Source organism: Pseudoduganella chitinolytica (assembly GCF_029028125.1).
GTDB lineage: Bacteria > Pseudomonadota > Gammaproteobacteria > Burkholderiales > Burkholderiaceae_D > Rugamonas > Rugamonas chitinolytica.
The window spans coordinates 2,513,892-2,528,977 of sequence record NZ_CP119083.1 but is presented as its reverse complement, the minus strand read 5'-3'; the positions used below and the strand labels follow the sequence as shown (position 1 = coordinate 2,528,977).

The following is a 15,086-nucleotide window of genomic DNA, read 5'->3' as shown; positions in this document are numbered from 1 at the left end:
TCGGCGCTGCCCCGTAATTCTCTCACCGGGCCGCTGGAGAGGGGTATCTTCCAGTGGCTGCTCCCGGCACGGCTCCACAGCCTCGGCGATGCTGGTCTGGCCGTACTTATCCACGATCAGCGCGCCCCCACCGCTGCCGCTGCGGTAGACATCGGCAGGCGTACGGTATCCCAGAGACTGGTGCGGACGTGTGCCGTTGTAAAACACGAAGTACTGAGCCAGGCCGAGCGTCAGCTCGGCCATGTTTCCGTACCCCTTGAGGTATATGTCTTCGTATTTCACGCTGCGCCACAGCCGCTCGACAAAGATGTTGTCCAACGCTCGACCGCGTCCGTCCATGCTGATGGCTACGCCTTCACGTTTGAGCACGCCGCTGAATGCCGTGCTCGTAAACTGCGATCCCTGGTCGCTGTTGAACACGTCGGGCTTGCCGTGCACACGCAGCGCTTCCTCCAGGCAGTCCACGCAGAACGACGCATCCATGCTGTTGCTGATTCGCCAGGCCAGCACGCGCCGCGAGTACCAGTCGATAATCGCCACCAGATAGGCAAAGCCACGCGCGAGCCGGATATAGGTCACGTCTGTAGACCACACCTGGTTAGGGCGCGTTACCGCCACACCGCGCAGCAGGTAGGGATACACCTTGTGCTGCGGATGCGGCTTGCTCGTCGCCGGCCCCGGCGCCATGCCTGCCAAGCCCATTTCCCGCATCAGCCGCTGCACACGCTTGCGGTTCACCACATGGCCGCGCTCACGCAGAAACACTACCATGCGCCGGCTGCCGTAGAACGGTCTGCTGGTATATTCCTCGTCGATCAGCGCGCGCAGCTTCAGATCTTCTTCGTCCTCGCACCGCTGTCGCGATGCCGCTTCCAGCCGCCGGTATACCGTCGCGCGTGGTACATCGGCAAGTTCGCACTGGCGCGTTATCGGCATCTCGGCGTGCTCCGGTTCGATCCAGCCCAGGCGCTCTTCGCGGCTCATTCCCCCAGCTTTTTTTTAAGCCAATCCACTTCCATCTTGAGCCGGCCGATCTCGCTGTACAGCTTATCCTCCGGGCTCGTTTCATCGACCGGCTTCGGGCCACGCTTGGTATCGAACAGCGCCCCAGCGTTCTCCAGAATCTCCTTTTTCCACTGCCCGACCAGCACGGGATGCACGCCGAATTCCTGTGCGATTTCCGTCACCGTCTTCACTCCGCGCACTGCCTCTAAGCCCACCTTGCTCTTGAAGTCGGCGCTGTGCACCCTGCGTTTTTTACCTTCACTCATAGTCTGTCATCCTTTCGCGGACAACAGCTTAAACCACCGTCTCAAATCGTGGATCCACTATAGTCCAGTGATCATCACCGACGCGGGCTTTCGGGGGACTTGGTTCCAGATGCTCGGCGAGCTCGGCTACGATTGGATCGGTAGAATTCGTAATCTCGACACGGTTCGCGCAGAAGGCACCACGAAGTGGCAGCCTTGCAAAGAGCTTTACCCTCACGCCACTAAGGTCCCACGCGATTTGGGACGGTTCGAACATACCCAATCGCGCTTGGTGAAATGCCGTCTGACTTTGGTGAAGAAGTCGCCCCAAGGACGAAAGAAATTAACCGTCTTCGGCAATGACGCCGGCAGCCATCACAGCAACAAACAGCGTAAGGGACAATCCGAACCCTGGCTGTTGTCCGTCTCACCAGGGCTATCGAAGCTGCGTGCAAAACAGATCGTCGCCTTATACAGCTGTCGCATGCAAATCGAACAGACTTTCCGCGACCTCAAAAACCCGCGGTGGGGGATGGGGATTCGCCACAGTCAAACACGCCAACCCAAGCGTCTCGCCGCATTACTTCTTATCGGCACCTTGCTCAGCTTCGCCCTATGGATCATCGGCATCGTTGCGCAAAGTCGGGGCTATCGTATGCGCTACGGCAGCAAACCCAAATCCGCGAAAACTGTGTCTATCGTTTCCTTAGCTCGCCAATGGCTCGCCGACGTCAGGTATCGAAGGCTGACGCACAGCCAGCTCCGCGAAGCTATGCAGGAGCTGGCTAGTCTAGTACTCATCTATTAAAAATGAGGGGAAGGCTCAGGGACAGACCCCAAGCGGCACCGCAATTTCTTCCCCGCGGCGGCGCAGTGGCAGTTCACGGAAATCCGCCTGGCATGTTGAGGTTCAGGGTCTGTCCCCGCAGGGGACCGACCCTGAAGTTTGCTGGCGTCACGGGAGTATTGAGAAAACTTCGGGGTCAGTCCCAAAAGACGGGACAGACCCCAAGCGTCACGCTGCAGTGGCAGCCTGCACCGCCTCCCGCACCTTCAACTGCCGGTTCACGGCCGACAGCACGGCCTTGAACGACGCGGTGACGATATTGCTGTCGATGCCGGCGCCGAACAGGGTGGCGCCGTTGTCGAGGCGCAGCTCGACGTAGCAGGCCGCCTTGGCATTGGCGCCGTGGCCGATGGCGTGCTCGTGGTAGTCCATCAGCTTGATGTCCAGGCCCAGCGCGTCGACGAACGCATCGATCGGGCCGTTGCCGCCACCTTGCAGCGCCAGCGGCACCTTCTGGTGCAGCAGCGCGATGTCGATCTGCACCGGCTCGTCGGCGCTGCTGTCCTCGACCATCTTGTGCGACACGTAGGCATACGGCGCGGTCTGTGCCAGGTATTCGCGCTCGAAGATCTGGTGGATGCCTTCGGACGTGATCTCCAGGCCCGTCTCGTCGGCCACGGCCTGCACGGCGCGCGAGAATTCGATCTGCAGGCGGCGCGGCAGCACCAGGCCGTAGTCCTGCTCCAGCAGATATGCCATGCCACCCTTGCCGGACTGGCTGTTGACGCGGATGACGGCATCGTAGCTGCGGCCCAGGTCCTGCGGGTCGATCGGCAGGTACGGGATCTCCCACAACGCGTCCGGCTGCTGCTGGGCGAAGCCCTTCTTGATCGCATCCTGGTGCGAACCGGAGAACGCGGTGAATACCAGGTCGCCCACGTACGGATGGCGCGGGTGCACGGGCAGCTGGTTGCATTCCTCGACGATCTTGCGCACGGCGTCGATGTCGGAGAAGTCCAGGCCCGGGTGCACGCCTTGCGTGTACAGGTTCAGCGCCAGGGTGACCAGGTCCACGTTGCCGGTGCGTTCGCCATTACCGAACAGGCAGCCCTCGACGCGGTCGGCGCCCGCCATCACCGCCAGTTCGGCCGACGCGACAGCGGTGCCGCGGTCATTGTGCGGATGGACGCTGATGATCAGCGAGTCGCGCCGGGCCAGGCGGCGCGACATCCATTCGATCTGGTCGGCATACACGTTCGGCGTGCTGCATTCGACGGTGGAGGGCAGGTTGATGATCATCTTCTTCTGCGGCGTCGGCTGCCAGATCGCCGTGACGGCATCGCAGATGTGCTTGGAAAAATCCAGCTCCGTCGTCGAGAACGATTCCGGGGTGTACTCGAAGCCCCAGTCGGTTTGCGGATGCTGCGCGATCAGTTCCTTGACCAGCGTCGTGCCCGTCGTGGCGATATTGGTGATCTCCTCGCGCGACATGCCGAATACCACCTTGCGGAACACGGGCGCCACGGAGTTGTACAGGTGGACGATGGCCTGCTTCGCGCCCGCCGCCGCCTGCACGGTGCGGCGGATCAGCTCTTCGCGCGACTGCGTCAGCACGATGATGGTGACGTCGTCCGGGATGCGGTCCTCCTCGATCAGCTTGCGCACGAAGTCGAAGTCCGTCTGCGACGCGGAGGGGAAGCCCACTTCGATTTCCTTCAGGCCCGTCTTGATCAGGAGGTCGAAGAAGCGCAGCTTCTTCTCGATGCTCATCGGCTCGATCAGCGCCTGGTTACCGTCGCGCAGGTCCGTGCTCATCCAGATGGGCGGGTTGGTGATCGTGTTGTTCGGCCACGTGCGGTCGGTCAGCTGGACAGGCGGGAAGGCGCGGTATTTGGCCGAAGGATTCTGCAGCATCATGGTGTACTCCTGGGTTCTCGAATGTTGGGAAAGACGCGCGGGCCGCTGCCGGCGCGGAACTGCTGTGTGGCGACGGGCTGCCTGGTGGCCACGGGGCGCTAGACCAGGCAACCGGTCGGTAGCGCTGGCGCGAGCAGTGCCGGACGTGCAGTGACGACAGCGGATGCGACGAATGGACGATGGATGGCCGTGATGAACATCGGTGCAATCTTTCCTGGTGTGAGACGGTGCGGCTTGTGGCCGGCTTGGGGTACAGCGTGCGACGCGCGAAGTGTGTGAAACGAGGTGAAACGAATCAGGCGCGTGCTAGTAGGCGCGTTGCCAGCGGTAGGCCGGCAAGCGATAGCAGGAAAGCGGATAGATGCGGATGCATGAACATGCATCCAATGTAAGGGGAGCTGTCGGGCGTTGTCAAGCGTTATCGATGGGCTGGCAGGAACCCGGGGGACAGGCACTGCGGGTCGCCGACCCGGGGTGCCCGTCACCGCTGTGCTTCACTCGATCACGCGACTTCGACTCTTGGCGCGCCGTCGGCCATCGCGCCGATCACGGCGGCGTCGCCGAAGCCTTCGCGGGCGAACAGGGCCAGCACCTCGTCCACCGTCTCCGGCGCGCACGATACCAGCAGGCCGCCGGAGGTCTGCGGGTCCGTCAGCAGCGTATGCTGCGCCGGCGTGACCGACGGCGCCAGGGTCACGTCCTTGCCGTACGCATCCCAGTTGCGCCCGGAGGCGCCCGTGAAGAAGCCGTCGTGCGCCAGCTGCTCGACGCCCGGCAGCAGCGGGATGCGGGCCATCTCCAGCCTGGCCGTCAGGTTGGCGCCGCGCGCCAGTTCCAGCAGGTGGCCGAGGAGGCCGAAGCCCGTCACGTCCGTCATCGCGTGGACGCCCGCCAGTTCCGACAGCGCCTTGCCCGGTTTATTGAGCTTGGTGGTATTGGCGATCATGGCCGCATAGCCTTCCTCGCCCAGCGCGTTCTTCTTCAGCGCGGCCGACAGCACGCCGACGCCCAGCGGCTTGCCCAGCACCAGCACGTCGCCCGCCTTGGCGTCCGCATTGCGCTTGACCTTGGACGGGTGCACCAGGCCCATCACGACGAGGCCGTAGATCGGTTCGACGGAATCGATCGTGTGGCCGCCCGCGATGGGGATGCCCGCCTCGGCGCAGATCGATTCGCCGCCCTTGATGATCTGGCCGATGGTCTCCAGCGGCAGCTTGTTGACGGGCATGCCGACCAGCGCCAGCGCCATGATCGGCGTGCCGCCCATCGCGTACACGTCCGAGATCGCGTTGGTGGCGGCGATGCGGCCGAAGTCGTACGGGTCGTCGACGATCGGCATGAAGAAGTCGGTGGTGGCGATCAGCGCCTGCTCGTCGTTGAGCCGGTAGACGGCCGCATCGTCCGCCGTCTCGATGCCGACCAGCAGTTCCTTCGGCACGGGGAAGCCATGCGAGTTCTTCAGGATTTCGGACAGGACGCCCGGAGCGATCTTGCAGCCGCAGCCGCCGCCATGGGAGAAGGAAGTCAGTTTGATCGGTTCAGTTGCCATGATAGTAAGTCGCCTTGCGAGGTAGTAGCCCCAGATTATCCACCAAGTCCAGCAACGCTGCCTGCTCGGTGCCCGGGGCGAACAGCGGCGCACGGGCGGCGCACTGCGCCCGCAACGTCGCATGGAACGCCGGATCGGCGATGCTGCGGTCGATCAGCCTTGCCAGCGCGGTCGCGTCGCCGGGCGGGAAATAGCCGGCGTAGTCGTCGCCCAGCATGCCGTGGTTGCCGGAGATGTCGCTGGCCAGCACCGGCACGCCACTCGTCACTGCCTCGATGATGACGTTGGCGCCGCCTTCCATGCGCGAGCAGATCGCCATCGCGTGGCACCGGCGCAGCCGCTGGCGCGCCTGGGCGCGGGGCAGGGCGCCCAGCCAGCGGTAGCGCGGCGTTTGTGCCTGCGTCGCCAGCGCCAGTTCGCCCAGCGCCGCATCGAGGGCGCCGCCGATGTGCAGCAGCCGCGCGCGCGGGGCCTGCACCAGCGCCCCCGCGCGCATGAACGTGGCCGGATCCTTTTCGTCGCGCAGGTGGCCGATCATGGCAATCTCCGCATGGCGGCGCGGCGCCGTCCATGGTTGCAGGCTCGGGGCCGACTGGTAGATGACGTGGGCGCGGGCGCGCACGTCCGGCGGCAGCTCGGCGATGCCGGCGTCCTGCAGCAGCACCAGTGCCGTCGCGGCGCGCAGCGAGGCCTGGGCCGTGATGTCGTCGTGGATGTCGCGATACAGGTCGGTGCCCGTCAACACCAGTACCGTCGGGCGGTCCGGGTGGGCCGCGCGAAACGCCGCCAGCGAATCGGCCGAGCGGCGCGCGTGCAGGGCGATCAGCAAGTCCGGCGCGGGCATGGCGGCGTCAGGGCGCCACTGCTGCGCGATCATCACGCGGCAGCGCGTGCGCAGGAAACGCGCCCAGCGCGCGGCCGTCTGCCAGTTGCCGTTGTTGGCCGCGGCCATGGCCGGGCTGACGATGCACACGAGGGGCCGCTCTGTCTTCTGCACGCTACAATCCTGGGATGAATTCGATTACCACTTCATTTCGCTATGCCCGCACGCAGCAGCTGGCCGAGGCCCTGACGGCTGCGCGGCATTATACGCTGGCGCTGTTCGACTGCTTCGCGCAGGCCGGCTACGACGTCAACGCCAACGTGCCGTACCTGTCCATCGTCAATCCGCCCCTGTGGGAGCTGGGCCATACGGCCTGGTTCGCCGAGTGGTTCGTGCTGCGCGAGGCGCTGTCGAGCCATCCGGCCGACGCCCAGCGGCCCTCGCTCCTGAGCAAGGGCGACGACTGGTTCGATTCTGCCAGCGTGCCGCACCGCAGCCGCTGGAACCTGGACCTGCCCACGCCCGGCGGCGTGAAAACCTACTGCCACGAAGTGCTGGACCGGGTGCTGGACAAGCTCTCGCGCGAACCGAACACGGACGAGGCGCTGTATCCGTACCGCCTGGCGCTGGCACATGAGGACATGCACGGCGAGGCGTTCCTGTACACGCTGCAGACCCTGGGACTGCAGGCGCCGCCGCACCTGGCGGGGCGCGAGCCGCTGGTTGCCGCGCCCGGCGAGATCGGCTTCCCGGGCGGGACCATCCAGCTGGGCTGCGGGGTCGACGCCAACGGCTTCGTGTTCGACAACGAGAAGTTCGCCCATCCGGTCCACGTCGCGCCGTTCCGCATGGACGGCGCCCTGGTCACGAACGCGCAGTACCTGGACTTCGTGGCCGACGGCGGCTACGACAACCGCCAGTTCTGGAGCGACGCCGGGGCCGCGTGGCTGATGCGCCAGGAGCGCTCGGCACCGCGTTACTGGCAGCGCGACGGCGGTGAATGGATCACCGCGCGCTTTGGCCAAGCGACCACGCTGGCGCCGCATGAACCGGTGCGCCACGTCAGCCTGTACGAGGCGCAGGCCTACTGCGCCTGGGCCAACCGGCGCCTGCCGACGGAAGCGGAGTGGGAATACGCCGCGCTGTCCGGTCATCCGGCGCTGCGCTGGGGCCAGTTGTGGGAATGGACGGCCTCGCCCTTCGAGCCGTATCCCGGCTTTGCGCCGGACCGCTACCGCGAGTACTCGCAGCCGTGGTTCGGCACCCACCAGGTGTTGCGCGGCGCATCGTTCGCCACGCCGGCGCGCTTCGGCTCGGCCAAGTTCCGCAACTTCTTCAAGCCCGAGCGCGACGACCTGTTCTGCGGCTTCCGCACCTGCGCCTGGAAATGACCTGAGCGGCGTCAGGCGGCCAGCCGGGCCGGCGCCCGGGTGCGGCCGGGCAGGCGCGGTGCCGCCGCGGTGCCTGCGCCCAGCGTGAAGTGGGCCACCAGGGCCACCAGGGCGGCCAGGCGCGCGGCCGTCGCCTGCGCACAGGCCCGCAATCTGGTGCGGGCGGACAGGTCATGCGCCCCGTCATTGCACGCGAATTTGATAAAAGTCAAACTCCGCATCTTTCTATTCCATAAACTGCAAGAGCGTTGCGCTGAATCACGTTAGGCTTATAAAGCCTGCCGACGCACCGGCGCGTTTCCACCATCGGCACGATGACGGAAGCGTGGTAACGAGACAATTAAAAATGGGATTTTCTATGTCATTAATGGAAACCACTCTTGCTTCCCCCGGCCATGATCAAGTCATCTTCTACGAGGGCCGAGATTTCGGGGGTAAAGCGTATCTCACGACGTTGGGCGCGGAGGTCGACATTTATAAAAGCTATCGTTCGCTAAACGATAAACTGCACTCCGTGAAAGTTGGGGCGGCATGCAAGGTGATCGCATTTAAACACAGCAGTTTTGGAAGTCCCACCAAGGAAATGGGTGCTGATTGCGGCAGTATCGACATTGGCGGGATGAGCGGCTTTATTGTGCTTAATAAAGAAAAGCATCATGCCTTATTGTTTACTTTTACCGATAGCACGGGCGAGGGTCGCAGCATGACGCTGCAAAGCGCGGGTTTCGGCGCAGTCATTCAACCCAATCCTGAACCCGAAGATGGCATTGATCCGAATGTTGCACGCGCATTCGTGACGCTCAAGGAAACGGATGTCGAAACCATGCCGGTTGTGACGGCGATATTCGTCAGAAAATCCAGCGGCGAGTACGAGTCCCCCAATGGATCTCTGCAATTTTATTGGCAGGACGGCAATCCCCATGCAAGGAATATTCCTGAATACGATTCGGCCCGACTCAGCTATAAGCAAACAGGGAATCTCTTCCATTTTACCTGGGAATAGCAGTGTCTCTTCGGCAGCAATGCAAGGAACCGCATCATGCAATTGCCGCCATACGTGACAATAACGACGAACTATATATTACCGGGGGTAACCATGTACCACATTGGACTCTACGATTTGTCGGTTGCTGATTATGTGGCGCAGTCGAGTAAGTGGTGTGCTGAATTCAATATTCACGAAGAATTCCCTTATGACCTGAAGGTTGAGTTGGCCGATTATGCGTTGTACGGTGCGGGCTTTGATAAGCTGAGCGAAATCGAGCAGGAGGCGGAGGGCTGGTTGGAGGAAGAGCGGCTCAGGCGTCAGGAAGCACGACCGAAATTCAATTCGATGGCCGATTACATCTCTCAGACTGAACGATGGAGCAGCGAGTTCAGTATTCCAAAATATCTTCCCTATACTGAAAAAGTAAGGATGGCAGAGGAAGTAGTGCGCACACTCGATCGAACCAGATATGCTGACTTGGTGTCCGCTGCCGAGACCTGGGCTGTCACGCAAACCAGCGGGGAGGAGCCTTTCGATCATTGGAAAGAACAGATTCGGCGCCAGCTCCTGCAAATCCAGACTGGAAAGTACCTCATGATTTATCTGCCTTACGGTTCGAATTATGTGATCAAGCAGGGGCAGCTCAAGAGCATTGACTGGAATGCGGGGACAGTGCTGTTGCATAGTACGACTTACAACCATGAGATCAGTGTATCGATCGAAAAAATCACGAGCGTGGACGAAAGCCGGAGCCGATCGGGCGCGCTTGGCGCAGTGCAGGTTGCCGATTTACGGAAAGTAGGCAACGACTGGTATCGAGGCAACACGAAGATCGAGTACTGATTGATTCGTTTCAGTATCTTCGAACGTCGTTGCGGCGTTCTTGCATGACCCTGCGGTAACCAGGCTGACGATACGTGCAGCAGTTGGTGCCGTAGGGCTATTGACGTCGGACGAACTTGCGTGGACTCTATCCTTTGACCAAACCGTTATGCACGATGCGGCACCGTCGTCCACCCGGTGTGAGATACGTTTACAAATAAGGGCTGAGCGAGTCACTGGGGAGCGCGCCGTGCCGGACGGCGCCAAACCGATCGCATGGCGCTTGTTGAGCCCTCCGCCAGTCCACGGAAGCGCTGATCTATTGCTGTTGGATGAGATTAGTCCTGAAGCACGTGTCCAGCACGACACAAACGCCTCGTCATACCGGAGTATGGCGGCGCATCTGGGCGCCGCTGGGTGCGTTTTCTCAGGGCTAGGATCGCCGCCATGAATAGATCAGCGCTTCCCTGGCAAGGCCGGCTGGTGGCCGAGCTGACCGAACGGTGCCGCGCGCGCCGGGAAATCGAGATGCTTACCGACATTCTGAGAAACGCTTGGCGCGTCGGGCCCTGCAATTTGATACAGAAACATTTTCTTGGCGCAAGTAAGCGGTGGACGCGCCCACTCGATCACGTCCCCATGAAAAAATGGCCGCTCAAGGCGGCCATCATGGAACTTGACAAGCTCACTTCTTCAAATGCTCATCGAGCCAGCCGATCACCGTGTGGTGCCACAGGATCGAATTGGCCGGCTTCAGGACCCAGTGGTTCTCGTCCGGGAACACCAGCAGTTTGGACTTGATGCCGCGCCGCTGCAGCGCGCTGAAGGTGCCCAGCGCCTGCGCCGTCGGGATGCGGAAGTCCAGGTCGCCCTGGATCACCAGCATCGGCGTCTTCCACTTGTTGACGTGGTGGACCGGGTTGAACTTCTCGTAGCCTTCCGGGTTGTCGTAGTAGGTGCCGCCGTTTTCCCACTCGGTGAACCACAGCTCCTCGGTGGAGTAGGCCATTCCGCGCTGGTCGAACACGCCGTCGTGGTTGACGATGCACTTGAAGCCGTCGCTCCAGTTGCCCTCGATCCAGTTCATCATGTAGCCGCCGTAGGATGCGCCCAGCGCGCAGGCATTGGCTGTGTCCAGCCACGGGAACTGCTGGCCCGCGGCCGCCAGGCCCTTCTTCAGGTCCTCCAGCGGCTTGCCGCCCCAGTCGTTGCTGATGGCGTCCGTGAAGGCCTGGCCGTAGCCGGTCGAGCCGTGGAAGTCGATGAACACGGTGGCGTAGCCGGCGCCGGCATACACCTGCGGATTCCAGCGGTAGCTCCAAGCGTTGCCGAAGCTGCCTTGCGGGCCGCCGTGGACGAGGAAGGCCACCGGGTACTTCCGGCCCGGCTGCGCGTTCCACGGTTTCATCACGTGGCCATAGACGGTGGCGCCGTTGGCGCCCGTGAAGGAGAACTGCTCGTATTCGCCCATGCGCACGTCGGCCAGTCGGGCCGCGTTCAGGTGCGTCAGCTGCGTGCCGGTCTGTTCGCCGGCCGCGCTGGCGCCGCGCTTGAACAGCTGGGCGCCGCCGGCCAGCGTGGCGTGCGACAACACCACGGTGTCGCGGCGCGTGTCGAAGTCGGCCACGTAGCCCTTGCCCGTCAGTGCCGTCACCTTGCCGTTTGCGGCATCGATGGCGAACAGGCGGTGCTGGCCGACGTCGTCGGCATTGGCCAGGATCGCCTTGCCGTCGGCGCGCCAGCGGTAGTCGGCAATAGAACGGTCCCAATTCTGCGCGACCACGCGCTTCTTGCCGCTGGCGACGTCCTGCAGCACCAGGTGGAAGCGGTCGGCCTCGAAGCCGGGGCGCTTCATCGCCAGGTAAGCCAGCGTCTTGCCGTCGGGGGAGAACTGCGGCTTGGTGTCCCAGGCCGGGTTCTCGGCCGTCAGGTTGCGCGGCGCGGTACCACCGGCGGCGGGGACGTCGTACAGGTCGAAGTTGGTCGACCAGGCTTCGCTCTTGCCGGCCACGCGCACGGCAAACACGATGCGCTGGCCGTCCGGGCTGAAGGCATACTCGCCGCGGTCGCCGAACGGCTTCGACGTGACGTCGCCGTCGAGCGTGCCGGACAGGCTGACGGGCGCGCCCGCCGCCTTGCCGGCCGCATCCAGCGGCACCGAATACAGCACGTTGCGGCGGCCATCCGCCCAGGTGTCCCAGTGGCGTGCGAACAGCGCGTCGTAGACCTTGCCGGTGGCCTTGTTCTTGTCCTGCTCGTCCACGCGCTTCTTGCTGCAGGCGAGATCCGCGCAGTCGCGGAACACGGCCAGCGTGACGGCCAGGCGGTCGCCCTTGGGCGACACGCGGAAGCTGTCGACGCCCATCGGCAGGTCGGTGACCCGGACCGCCTCGCCGCCATTGGCGGGCAGGCGCCACACCTGCGGCGAGCCGGAACGGCTGGACGTGAAGTAGACGGCGTCGCCGCTGGCCGACCATTCCGGATCGGTGGCGCTGGCGTCGTGCGACGTCAGCTGCTGGGGCACCGGCTTGGCGGCGCGCAGGTCGATCATCCACAGCTGCGTATTGCCGCGGTTCTTTTCCAGGTTGGTGCTGCGCACGGTGTAGACGACGCGCGTCGCGTCCGGCGACAGCGCCGGGCTGCCGACACGTTCCATCGTGGCGAGGTCTTCGACGGTCAGGCCGCGCGGCGCGGCCATGGCACTGGTGGCGGCCGCAAGCGCGGCGCCGGTGACCAGCAGGCGTAGGGTCATTCGGTATCTCCGATCGGTCGGCGCGGCGACCGGCCTTCGTGGGACCCGTGCGCGCCCGGTTTATAAGAAAACAGCCGGTGCGCCGTCGGTTGACGACGCACCGGCTGGCGCGCATTGTAGCAAGCCGGCGGGCCGATGAAGCAAGGGTCAGGGTCCGAAGGGCAGGTCGGCGAGCGAGGTCGGTTCCACGATGGGGGCGCCGCGCCGAGCGGCGCGCAGCCGTGCCGACATCTCGTAGGCGGCCTTGCGCACGCGGTTGACGGCGCCCAGCGGACGGTGCGCCCCAGGCCGTGCCAGGGGCTGAACGACAGCCCTTCGTCGATGGCGGCCGAGAGCGCCTCCGTCCAGCCGGGTTGCGGCGGCGCAACGATGCGCGCGACCGGCACGTACGGGCTGACGCTTTCCGGCCATTCCGAGGCCGCATCCTCGATCGGCATCTCCTCGATATTGGTGCACAGCTGCACGCGCAGCTCCCACTCGCCGCCTTGCTGGGCAAAGTAGTCGCACACGGCCTGGCGCAGCGCGTTCGGCCTGGCGGCAACGTCGAGCCCTTGGCCATGCAGCCGCGTCATGCCCACGGCGACGGGCGCCAGCGCGACCTTGGCCATGTAGGGGCCGTACAGGATCGCCGTCTGGCTGTAGTAGGTGTCGCCCAGCGGATGCGTGGCGGGATGGCCGCCCAGCGCCTTCAGCGCCGCGCTGTCGGTGCCGGTGCGCTCGAGCGCGCCCTCGGCCTTGCGCAGCGCCGCCGACAGCGTGCGCTTCAGCGCGGGCGCCTTGTCGGTGGTCGCCGCCAGCAGCTGCAGGCCGCCGAGGAAGGCCTTCGGCCCGCGTTCAGGAACGTGGTGGCGTTGACGAGCACGAAGTCCTGCGTCACGTCGTTCTCGCTGCCGGGCAGGCGCGCGCCGGGCACGCCGATGACCTTGAGCGCCATGCCGCGCGGGGTGGAGACGCTGTCTGCAAGCATGTCGCCCGGCGTCGTCGACAGGCGCAGCACGACGGGGTACGTCCCCGGGGCGGCGAACAGGCCCTGCGCCAGCGTGGCCGGCAGGCCGGACGGCACGTGCAGCTCGGCCTTCAGCAGCCCATGGCTTTTCGCGTGCACGCTGCGCAGCGGCTTGCCGCTGTCCTTGAACGTGGTGTCGGCAATGCCGTGCAGGACGTCGAGCAGGTCGGCCTGCGTGTCGCCTTCGTCGGCCTCGAGCACCTCGAAGCGGGGCTCGTATTCGATGGGAGGGAGAGGGTGAGCGGGAGCGTGCATGGCGGTTCCTTCGCTGGTGGTGGAACGCGCATTGTCGAACCGGGCGGTCCGCTTGTCTGTGAACTGGTCAACGCAAATGAAAAACACGCGGCAGCGGAAAGGCTCCGCTGCCGCGCTGTCTCCTCCGTGGCAGGCCGCTCGGGGGCGGCCCGTCTTCTTCTACGAGGAAAATGCGGGGACTGTCCCGGAACATTCCGGGACAGTCCCTGGCTGGTCTTACGGGTACAGGCCGCGTACTTCGCGCGCCTGCAGCACGCGGGTGCAGGCCAGGATGAAGGTCGCGGTACGCAGCGACACCTTCTTCTCCTGCGCCACGTCCCACACGGCGCTGAACGCGTCCTGCATGATGCGGGTCAGGCGGGCGTTGATCTCTTCTTCCGACCAGAAGAAGCTGGAGAAGTCCTGCACCCACTCGAAGTAGGACACGGTCACGCCGCCGGCGTTGGCCAGCACGTCCGGCACGATCAGGATGTCCTTGTCGTTCAGGATGTCGTCCGCTTCCGGCGTGGTCGGGCCGTTGGCGCCTTCCAGGATGATCTTGGTGCGGATCCGCGGCGCGTTGGCGGCCGTGATCTGCTGTTCCAGCGCGGCCGGGATCAGGATGTCCGATTCGATGCCCCAGAACGCGTCGCGGTCCAGGAAGGCCTCGGCGCCCGGGAAGCCCTTGACGCCGCCCGCTTCGGCCACGTGCTTGTGCAGCAGCGCGACGTCCAGGCCGCCCTGGTGCACGACGGTGCCGGTGTGGTCCTGCACGGCGACGATCTTCGAGCCCGCCTCGGCGAACATCGTGGCGGCGACACCGCCCACGTTGCCGAAGCCCTGCACGGCGACACGGGCGCCGGCGATGGAAACGCCGCGCTTGGCCGCCGCTTCACGGCCGACCACGAACACGCCGCGGCCCGTGGCTTCGCGCCGGCCCAGCGAGCCGCCCAGCGAGATCGGCTTGCCCGTCACGACACCGGTCGACAGGTTCCCTTCGATCATGGCGTACGAGTCCATCATCCAGGCCATGACCTGTTCGTTGGTGTTCACGTCCGGTGCCGGGATGTCCTTGGTCGGGCCGATGATCAGGCTGATCTCGCTCGTGTAGCGGCGCGTCAGGCGCTGCAGTTCGCCGCGCGACAGCGTCTTCGGATCGACGCGGATGCCGCCCTTGGCACCGCCGTACGGCACGTTGACGGCCGCGTTCTTGACGGTCATCCAGGCCGACAGGGCCATCACTTCCGACAGCGTCACGTCCTGGTGGAAGCGCACGCCGCCCTTGCCCGGGCCGCGCGACATGTTGTGCTGCACGCGGTAGCCTTCGAAGTGGGCGATGGTGCCGTCGTCGCGCTCGATCGGCACGTCGACCGTCAGGATGCGCTTGGGACGCTTCAGCGTCTCGACCCAGCGCGACAAGCTGCCCAGGTGGGGCGTGACGCGGTCGATCTGTTGCAGGTACTGGCCCCAAGGACCGAGGTCGTCGGCGTTGAGGTAGGAAGGCAGGGCGTGGTTCGTCATCGTTTCGGCTCCTCGTTATGGGATGCCGCAGGCGGCGGTGCGTCGT

At 64.5% G+C, this 15,086-nt stretch carries 12 protein-coding genes and 1 pseudogene; 4 read left to right on the top strand and 9 right to left on the bottom strand.

Going from position 1 to position 15,086, the window contains the following annotated elements:
• Positions 1-99: 99 nt before the first annotated feature.
• Positions 100-1,271, bottom strand: a pseudogene (locus tag PX653_RS11110) (IS3 family transposase); the annotation flags it as partial.
• Between PX653_RS11110 and PX653_RS11105 the strand changes: the two are divergent.
• Entirely contained in the window at positions 1,222-2,058 is an 837-nt protein-coding gene (locus PX653_RS11105; protein WP_277417938.1) for an IS4 family transposase, read from the top strand. The pseudogene PX653_RS11110 and the gene PX653_RS11105 overlap by 50 nt on opposite strands.
• Positions 2,059-2,265: 207 nt before the next feature.
• Here PX653_RS11105 and leuA read toward each other — a convergent pair whose 3' ends face one another.
• From leuA to senB, 3 genes are all read right to left on the bottom strand, one after another.
• Positions 2,266-3,954: a 2-isopropylmalate synthase gene (leuA, locus tag PX653_RS11100; RefSeq protein ID WP_277417937.1), complete on the bottom strand. Its 1,689-nt coding sequence runs from the start codon at positions 3,952-3,954 to the stop codon at positions 2,266-2,268.
• A gap of 502 nt (positions 3,955-4,456) precedes the next feature.
• Entirely contained in the window at positions 4,457-5,503 is a 1,047-nt protein-coding gene (gene selD, locus PX653_RS11095) for a selenide, water dikinase SelD (RefSeq protein ID WP_277417936.1), read from the bottom strand.
• Entirely contained in the window at positions 5,493-6,500 is a 1,008-nt protein-coding gene (gene senB / locus PX653_RS11090) for a selenoneine biosynthesis selenosugar synthase SenB (RefSeq protein WP_277417935.1), read from the bottom strand. The genes selD and senB overlap by 11 nt, the downstream gene beginning before the upstream one ends.
• Positions 6,501-6,514: 14 nt before the next feature.
• On the opposite strand from senB, the gene senA reads away from it, so the two are divergent.
• A complete protein-coding gene (gene senA, locus PX653_RS11085) occupies positions 6,515-7,717 on the top strand; it encodes a selenoneine synthase SenA (RefSeq protein ID WP_277417934.1) in 1,203 nt (400 codons plus the stop codon).
• Between the two features lie 11 nt (positions 7,718-7,728).
• Here senA and PX653_RS11080 read toward each other — a convergent pair whose 3' ends face one another.
• Positions 7,729-7,929 carry a hypothetical protein gene (locus PX653_RS11080; RefSeq protein ID WP_277417933.1) on the bottom strand — a complete coding sequence of 67 codons (201 nt, stop codon included), beginning with the start codon at positions 7,927-7,929 and terminating at the stop codon, positions 7,729-7,731.
• 134 nt (positions 7,930-8,063) lie between these two features.
• Here PX653_RS11080 and PX653_RS11075 point away from each other — a divergent pair, with 134 nt between their 5' ends.
• Together PX653_RS11075 and PX653_RS11070 are read left to right on the top strand one after the other, a co-directional pair.
• The gene (locus tag PX653_RS11075; protein WP_277417932.1) at positions 8,064-8,720 is read left to right on the top strand and encodes a beta/gamma crystallin domain-containing protein; all 657 of its coding nucleotides are present in this window, start codon (positions 8,064-8,066) and stop codon (positions 8,718-8,720) included.
• Positions 8,721-8,756: 36 nt separating this feature from the next.
• Complete coding sequence (locus PX653_RS11070; RefSeq protein ID WP_277417931.1) at positions 8,757-9,548, top strand: hypothetical protein; 792 nt, start codon at positions 8,757-8,759, stop codon at positions 9,546-9,548.
• 664 nt (positions 9,549-10,212) lie between these two features.
• Here the strand turns inward: PX653_RS11070 and PX653_RS11065 are convergent.
• The 4 genes from PX653_RS11065 to PX653_RS11050 all read right to left on the bottom strand — a co-directional run bounded on the left by PX653_RS11065 (position 10,213) and on the right by PX653_RS11050 (position 15,040).
• Positions 10,213-12,279, bottom strand: a complete 2,067-nt coding sequence (locus PX653_RS11065; protein WP_277417930.1) for a S9 family peptidase — start codon at positions 12,277-12,279, stop codon at positions 10,213-10,215.
• On the bottom strand, positions 12,276-12,887 hold the full coding sequence (locus PX653_RS11060) for a catalase family protein (protein WP_277417929.1): 612 nt from the start codon (positions 12,885-12,887) through the stop codon (positions 12,276-12,278). The genes PX653_RS11065 and PX653_RS11060 overlap by 4 nt, the downstream gene beginning before the upstream one ends.
• 155 nt (positions 12,888-13,042) lie before the next feature.
• Positions 13,043-13,540 carry a catalase family protein gene (locus PX653_RS11055; protein WP_277417928.1) on the bottom strand — a complete coding sequence of 166 codons (498 nt, stop codon included), beginning with the start codon at positions 13,538-13,540 and terminating at the stop codon, positions 13,043-13,045.
• Between the two features lie 216 nt (positions 13,541-13,756).
• Complete coding sequence (locus PX653_RS11050; RefSeq protein WP_277417927.1) at positions 13,757-15,040, bottom strand: Glu/Leu/Phe/Val family dehydrogenase; 1,284 nt, start codon at positions 15,038-15,040, stop codon at positions 13,757-13,759.
• Between the last annotated feature and the right edge of the window lie 46 nt (positions 15,041-15,086).